Genomic DNA, 459 nt, shown 5'->3' with positions numbered 1-459 from the left:
AGGGCGCATGCCAGGCGAGCGGCTCGCGCGGCTGCGCGCGCGCGGCGAGCCGCGCACGCAGGGCCTCGCCCTCGGCGAGGACGACCTCCGCGATGTCGCGGGTGAGCTCGGCGACTCGGCGCCCGCGCTCGGCATACGCCGGGTCGTGCTGCAGCAGGTGGCCGTAGTCGCGCACCTGCACGCCGCAGCCCGAGGCCGTCATCACGATCGCCTCGATGCGCCCGGCCTCGATGTCGGGCCACCACGCGTCGATGTTGCGGCGGGCGTCGGCGCGCGCGCCCTCGGCGTCGTCGAGGTGGAAGCGCACCGCGCCGCAGCAGCCGGCGCCGGGCAACTCCACCATCGAGATGCCGAGCGCGTCGAGCACTCGCGCCGCGGCGGCGTTGATCGAGGGCGCCATCGCCGGCTGCGCGCAACCGGCGAGCGCGATCACCCGGCGCGCATGGCGCGGCGCCGGCC

At 77.6% G+C, this 459-nt stretch carries 1 protein-coding gene; it reads right to left on the bottom strand.

Annotated elements, in window-relative coordinates:
• Window positions 1-459: heterodisulfide reductase-related iron-sulfur binding cluster (locus C667_RS23925; protein ID WP_004392776.1), on the bottom strand; the 459-nt coding region annotated here is incomplete at both ends.

The sequence above is a fragment of the Thauera phenylacetica B4P genome, from assembly GCF_000310225.1.
In the GTDB taxonomy this organism is placed as follows: Bacteria; Pseudomonadota; Gammaproteobacteria; order Burkholderiales; family Rhodocyclaceae; genus Thauera; species Thauera phenylacetica.
This window is presented reverse-complemented; position numbering and strand designations above follow the sequence as displayed.